A 6,225-nucleotide genomic window follows, 5' to 3' on the forward strand; every position below is an offset into this window, starting at 1 on the left:
CATGCGCACTCTCATCAAAGCACAAAGCGCCGCACTCGCCGTACTCGCATTCGCTACCGTGACCGTCCAGGCGGCGGAGACGCTTTCCGTCGTGACCTTCGGCGGCGCGTACGAAGCGGCGGCCAAGAAAGCCTATTTCGAACCGTTCACGCAAGCCACCGGCATCGGCTTCTCGACCGAATCGTATGACGGGGGCCTCGCGAAGCTCTCCGCGATGGAGCAGGCAAAGAACACCACGTGGGACCTGATCGACCTCGAAACGAACGATGCGATCACTGCCTGCGACGAAGGCCTGCTGCAGAAGTTCGACAAGAAGACGCTCGGCAAGACGAGCGACTTCATCCCCGGCACGATCAGCGATTGCGCGGTTGCGAGCATGGTGTGGTCCACGGTCTACGCGTACGACACGAGCAAGCTGAAGACCGCTCCGACCACCGTCAACGACTTTTTCGATCTGCAGAAATTCCCCGGTAAGCGCGGCCTGCGCAAGTCGCCGAAGGTAACGATGGAATGGGCGCTGATTGCGGACGGCGTCGATCCGAAGGATGTCTACAAGGTGCTCGCTACGCCCGCCGGCGTGGATCGCGCCTTCAAAAAGCTCGACACGATCAAGCAGAACATCGTGTGGTGGGAGTCGGGTGCCCAGGCGCCACAGTTGCTCGCAGACGGTGCGGTTGTGATGACGCAGGCCTACAACGGGCGAATTTCCGACGCCGCGAAGAAGGACAACAAGCCATTCAAGACTGTCTGGGACGCACAAGTTTACGACTTCGACTGGTGGGCCGTTCCGACGGGTGCGAAGCACGCCGACGCCGCCGCGAAATTCATCGTCTCCGCGTCGCAGCCGAAGGCGTATGCGGATTTGTCGAAGTACATCGCGTATGCGCCGCCGCGCAAGGATGCAATCGCGCTGGTCGACAAGCAGCGCCTCGCCGATCTGCCGACCGCACCCGAGAACTTCAAGCGCGCCTTGCAGATCAACGCGAACTTCTGGGCCGACAACGCGGACCAGATCAATAAGCGCTTCCAGGTGTGGCTGACGCAGTAACACGATCGTCCGACGAGAGCCCAACGTGACTACCCACATGCCCGCTTCGGCCCGAGCCACGGCCCCGGGCTCTCCGACGAGAGCCGATGGCCGCGCGTCGTTTCAAAAGGCGCGCCGCCGTGCGTCGGTGCAGGCGCTTTTGCTCGCGCTCCCGCTGATCGTGTTTCTGCTTTCGACGTTCATCGCGCCGATCGCGCTCCTGCTCGCGCGCAGCGTGGAGAACCACGAAGTGCCCGACAGCATGCCCGCGCTCACGCGCGCGCTCGATGCATGGGACGGGCGGGGCGTGCCGGACGAGCGCACGTTCGCGCTGCTCGCTGCGGGGCTCAGGGAGGCGCAGCAAAGCGGACAGCTCGGCACTGTCGCGCGGCGGCTGAACTTCGATCAGGCCGAGTTCCGTAGCCTGTTGATGCGCACCGCGCGCCAGTTGCCCCCTGATGCGCCGCCGGCGTGGAAACCGGCGCTCGTCGAACTTGACCCACGCTGGAATTCGCCGGAGATCTGGCGCTTGCTGAAGCGCGCCGCCACGTCGCCGACCCCGGACTATCTGCTCGCGGCCGTCGATGCGCAAGTGACGCCGCAAGGTTCAGTCGCGTTCGTGCCGGACAACGCTTCGATTTATCGACAAGCGTTCGTGCGCACGATCTCGATCAGCGCCACGGTCACGCTGCTGTGCCTCGTGCTCGGCTATCCGGTCGCATGGCTGCTCGCGAATTTGCCTGCGAAAAGCAGCAACCGCCTGATGCTCTTTGTGATCGTACCGTTCTGGACCTCGGTGCTCGTTCGCACAACCGCGTGGTACGTTTTGCTGCAACCGGGTGGTGTCATCAACAGCCTGCTGATGGGGCTCGGTCTCACTACACATCCACTGCCGCTCATCTTCAACCGCGCGGGTGTGCTCATCGGCATGACGCATGTGCTTTTACCCTACATGATTCTCGCGATCTACTCTGTGATGAAGAGCGTGTCGCCCGTGTATGTGCGGGCCGCCCAATCGCTTGGCGCGCACCCGTTCGTCGCGTTCGTGCGGATCTACATGCCGCAGACGCTGCCGGGCGTGGGGGCGGGCTGCTTCCTCGTGTTCGTGCTCGCGCTCGGCTACTACATCACGCCCGCGCTGCTCGGCGGCGCAGGCGACGAGATGATCAGTCAGCTCATCGCGATCCAGACCAACACGCAACTCAACTGGGGCCTTGCCGGTGCGCTCTCGGCCTATCTCGTGATCTTTACGGCGATCTTCTATTTCCTGTTCAACCGCATTGTCGGCATCGACCGCTTGCGCTTCGGTTGAGACTCGGTTGACACACGCGGACACGACGAGGGAACGATATGCCAGATAAACGCAACACGGTGCTGACGGAACGCGTCGCAGCGCGCTGGGTACGGCTGCATACCGCGCTTGTACTGTTCTTTTTGATTGCGCCGATTCTCGCGATCATCCCGCTTTCGTTCAACTCGGGCTCGTACTTCTCCTACCCGTTGCAGGGCTTTTCGCTGCGCTGGTATGAGCAGGCGCTCACGAGCGCGGCCTGGCAACGATCGCTCCTGAACAGCATCGGCATCGGCGCGGCGTCGACGCTGATCGCCACGTGTCTCGGCACGCTCGCCGCGCTGGGCATTTCGCGCGCGCAGTTTCCGCTGCGCTCGCTGATCATGCCGATCATCATCTCGCCGATGATCGTGCCGATTGTCGTCGTCGCGGCTGGCTTCTATCTGATCTTCGCGCCGCTCGGCCTGGTGAACTCGTATCCCGGCGTGGTGCTGGCGCATGCGGCGCTCGGCACGCCATTCGTCGTGATCACCGTGACGGCGTCACTGCTTTCGTTCGATCAGAGTCTGTTGCGCGCCGCTTCCGGGCTCGGCGCGACGCCTTGGATCACATTCAGACGCGTGACCTTGCCGCTCATCACACCGGCGGTCGCGACCGGCAGCGTCTTCGCTTTCGCGACCTCGTTCGACGAAGTCATCGTCATTCTGTTCATCGGCGGCCCGGATCAAACAACCGTGCCTCGGCAGATGTGGAGCGGTATTCGCGACTCGATCGACCCGTCGATCCTTGCCGTGGCGACGATGCTGATCGTGTTCGCCGTGCTGCTCTTCGCGAGCATTAACTGGCTGCGCGGCCGCGCGGCTGCAGCCAGCAACGCTCTTATCTGACGCATCGAGGCCAGCTGGGGGCATGCAACCCGTCGGTGTGCCGCAAGCCGCTGCCTGGAAGAGGGCAGGGAGAAAAACAAAAGACCGCTGTCCGTGAGGGCAGCGGTCTTTCTTACGATGGGTGGCGAACGAGGGACTCGAACTATTGGCCGGCCGGCGACACTACGCTCGGAGTCGCCAGCGTGTTGTGACTCCCAGGAAGGTTAGTGAGGGACGTCGAGCTATTGCTCGTGCTATTCGGCATGCCCGAGTTCGGCGACGCGGCGCTCATGCCGCTGTCCGAATTGGTGGCGCCAGGCGCGCCGTAGCCGCTCGATGTATTGGCTGGCGACGCGGCGGCCGGCGACACTACACTCGGGGTTGCCAGCGTGTTGTTGGCCTGTGCATAAGCGCCACCCGACAGCGTGAGTGCGGCGACGGCCGCGATTAATGTGCTGGTTGTCTTCTTCATGACCGGTTCCTCCTTGTTTGGACTGGAATTTCGACGCAAACGATGCATTCGTATTTTTCCATCGCGGTCGTTGTACGCTTGGCTCGTGGCGATCAAACAAACTCGCGCGACCGTTCGCAGTGGCGCACGTGACGCGAACCACAGATCGCCGCTCAGGGCCATAGCAGGTGATACGAAGTTTAGGAAAGCGGTCGCTGATAATTAAGCGCATTATTCGCAAGGATGAATTTCGATTTTTGGAATTGCCTCTAATGGGTCCTGCCCCTCAATCTGCTCGCTAATGCCTTACGTCAGAGGGCGTGATCGTTGAGCCGTGACAGCCCGCAATCGCGTGCTTGGCAGCCGAAACCGGTGACGGCCGGCTCCCTGGCGCAACGGATCAACCTCGTTGCTGGGCGGCGTGAAACTCCGCGTGTGTCCAAGTCAATACCACATACGCTTCACCGTCGCACCCAATGCTAACTCGCGTCGTGCTGCAAATATTTGTGGGCGAACGCGATCGCCATGCTGCCTTCGCCGACCGCTGAAGCGACGCGCTTGACCGGGCTCAATCTCACATCCCCACAGGCAAACACGCCAGGAACACTCGATTCGAGGAGGTAGGGATCCCGGCTATGGGACCAGCGTCCCGCCTTGACGACGTCGTCGCCAGTGAGAACGTATCCGCGCACATCGCGTGCGATTTCTTCCGGCAACCACTCCGTCTCAGCATCGGCGCCAATGAAAACGAACAATGCGCCACAGTCGTGTCGACGCACCTCTGCGCTCAACCCATCGCGTACGTCAATCGCTGTCAGATGGGTATCGCCGTGTGCACCGACTACTTCCGATCGCAGTTGCACCCCTACGTTTGATTTCCCTCGAAGCTGCTCGACGAGGTAGCGAGACATGCTCTTCTCCAGCGAATCGCCTCGCAGGACAAGCGTAACCATGCGCGCATGATTGGCAAAGTACAACGCTGCCTGGCCGGCCGAGTTTCCACCACCGATCAGATAGACGTCGAGGCCGTGAGTAGCGTTCGCTTCGCTGCGTGACGCGCCGTAGTAAATGCCTTTACCGATAAACCGGTCGAAGCCGTCGATCACGAGGCGGCGCCACGTGACGCCAGTCGCGAGAATGATCGTTCGCGCCCGGATGACGTCGCCTCCGTCGAGGTGAACGCTACGGCCGGCGACATCGATTCGAGCGACCGACCGTGTCACCAGAATCTCTGCACCGAGCCGCCTTGCCTGCTGCAGTGCACGGCTCGCCAGTTCGTCGCCCGACACGCCGTTGGGGAAGCCGAGGTAATTCTCAATACGCGAGGAGGTCCCGGCCTGCCCACCTGGCGCTTCGCGCTCCAGCACCACAGTACGCAAGCCTTCCGACGCACCGTACACTGCCGCAGCGAGACCGGCCGGCCCGCCACCAATGATCATCGTGTCGTATTCGGCGAGGCGAGGCTGTGTCTGCAGACCCAGCAACTCCGCAAGCTCTCGTGTCGTAGGTCGGCTCAGCACCGTCCCGTCGACCAGTCGCAATGCCGGGCAATCCTGCTCTGGCGGACAGGTTCCAGGCCAGCGCGCCGTCACTTCGGGCGCATCCGGTGTCATCCAGTCGTAGCTGATCTGGTTGCGGGCGAGGAACTGGCGCAACGCGGTACAAGCGGTGTCCCAGCGACTTCCAATCATGGTCACGCGGATCTTGGGCGGCTCGGCGGAGAGGCCTTGCAGTCCGCCAATGCGCTCGCGCGCAAGGGCGCCCATCTTGACCGCAATTTCCGGCGACGCGGCAGCGAGTGTGTAGTAACGCTGGGCGTCCACGCGCATGACACGCGACGGCTCCGCGGCCCGATAGGCACCAGGAAACGGCGAACTCAGCGCGAGCGGCACTTCGCCAAAGATGGTTCCGGGCAGACGCCAGCCCAGCGTGCGCTCGATACCGTCGAACGTCTTGATGACTTCCATCTTGCCGGACACAACGGCGTACAGTGCGCGCTCTCCACCTTCATGGACCGCGAACTCACCCGCGCACAGATGCAGGTCTGCGCACGTGTGCGCGAGATGCTCCAGTTCGTTGTCGGGGAGTGTTGAGAACAGTGGAATCGCCCGGATGTCGTCGATTGTCAGCATGGCTTCGTCCAAACAGGCAATTGAGGTGAAGCTCGGTCCACTTGGTTTTACGTCGCCTGCCTGGCCAAAAGAACATGCGCAAGCAGACGGCTCAGCCCTGGCGTTCGATCCGAGGCGGGCACAACGCCGTTAGTCTCCCGCACCGAGCGCACCAAAACCGTTCGAATAGTTATGCGAACGCATACCACAGCTACGCGATAGACAGCAGGCAGACCAAGCCAGTATATGACTTTCGGATGCGAACGTTTATTCGCTGGAGCCAGTTCCCCGGTCGCACATCTTCAACCTCGCGAGGCCTCGACCGGCAGCAGGCGACCCGTTTGAGACACCCGGACGCGATTGGCGACGGACTGCAATCGGGTCGATATGGGTCATCTACCCACATCGCTTCAACTGCTGTTCGTCTTGAGGTTTGTTCGACGCCTGCCCATGTCCGCGGGCTCGGGGGCGCGCGACGG

General features: G+C 62.2%; 5 protein-coding genes. 3 read left to right on the plus strand and 2 right to left on the minus strand.

Annotated elements, in window-relative coordinates:
• Nucleotide 1: 1 nt before the first annotated feature.
• Genes M0D64_RS23655 through M0D64_RS23665 form a run of 3 tightly spaced genes read left to right on the plus strand, consistent with a single transcriptional unit; the run spans nucleotide 2 to nucleotide 3,205 of the window.
• Nucleotides 2-1,048 carry an ABC transporter substrate-binding protein gene (locus M0D64_RS23655; protein ID WP_093646128.1) on the plus strand — a complete coding sequence of 349 codons (1,047 nt, stop codon included), beginning with the start codon at nucleotides 2-4 and terminating at the stop codon, nucleotides 1,046-1,048.
• A gap of 37 nt (nucleotides 1,049-1,085) precedes the next feature.
• Entirely contained in the window at nucleotides 1,086-2,339 is a 1,254-nt protein-coding gene (locus M0D64_RS23660) for an ABC transporter permease (protein ID WP_266259498.1), read from the plus strand.
• Nucleotides 2,340-2,377: 38 nt separating this feature from the next.
• On the plus strand, nucleotides 2,378-3,205 hold the full coding sequence (locus M0D64_RS23665) for an ABC transporter permease (protein ID WP_266259486.1): 828 nt from the start codon (nucleotides 2,378-2,380) through the stop codon (nucleotides 3,203-3,205).
• Nucleotides 3,206-3,347: 142 nt separating this feature from the next.
• Here the strand turns inward: M0D64_RS23665 and M0D64_RS23670 are convergent, their stop codons facing one another.
• Together M0D64_RS23670 and M0D64_RS23675 are read right to left on the minus strand one after the other, a co-directional pair.
• Entirely contained in the window at nucleotides 3,348-3,656 is a 309-nt protein-coding gene (locus tag M0D64_RS23670; RefSeq protein WP_266259487.1) for a hypothetical protein, read from the minus strand.
• A 458-nt stretch (nucleotides 3,657-4,114) separates the two neighbouring features.
• Nucleotides 4,115-5,767 (minus strand): cyclic nucleotide-binding domain-containing thioredoxin-disulfide reductase, encoded by a 1,653-nt coding sequence (locus M0D64_RS23675; protein WP_266259488.1) that lies wholly within the window; start codon nucleotides 5,765-5,767, stop codon nucleotides 4,115-4,117.
• Nucleotides 5,768-6,225: the final 458 nt, after the last annotated feature.

Source organism: Paraburkholderia sp. WS6 (genome assembly GCF_030464835.1).
In the GTDB taxonomy this organism is placed as follows: domain Bacteria; phylum Pseudomonadota; class Gammaproteobacteria; order Burkholderiales; family Burkholderiaceae; genus Paraburkholderia; species Paraburkholderia madseniana.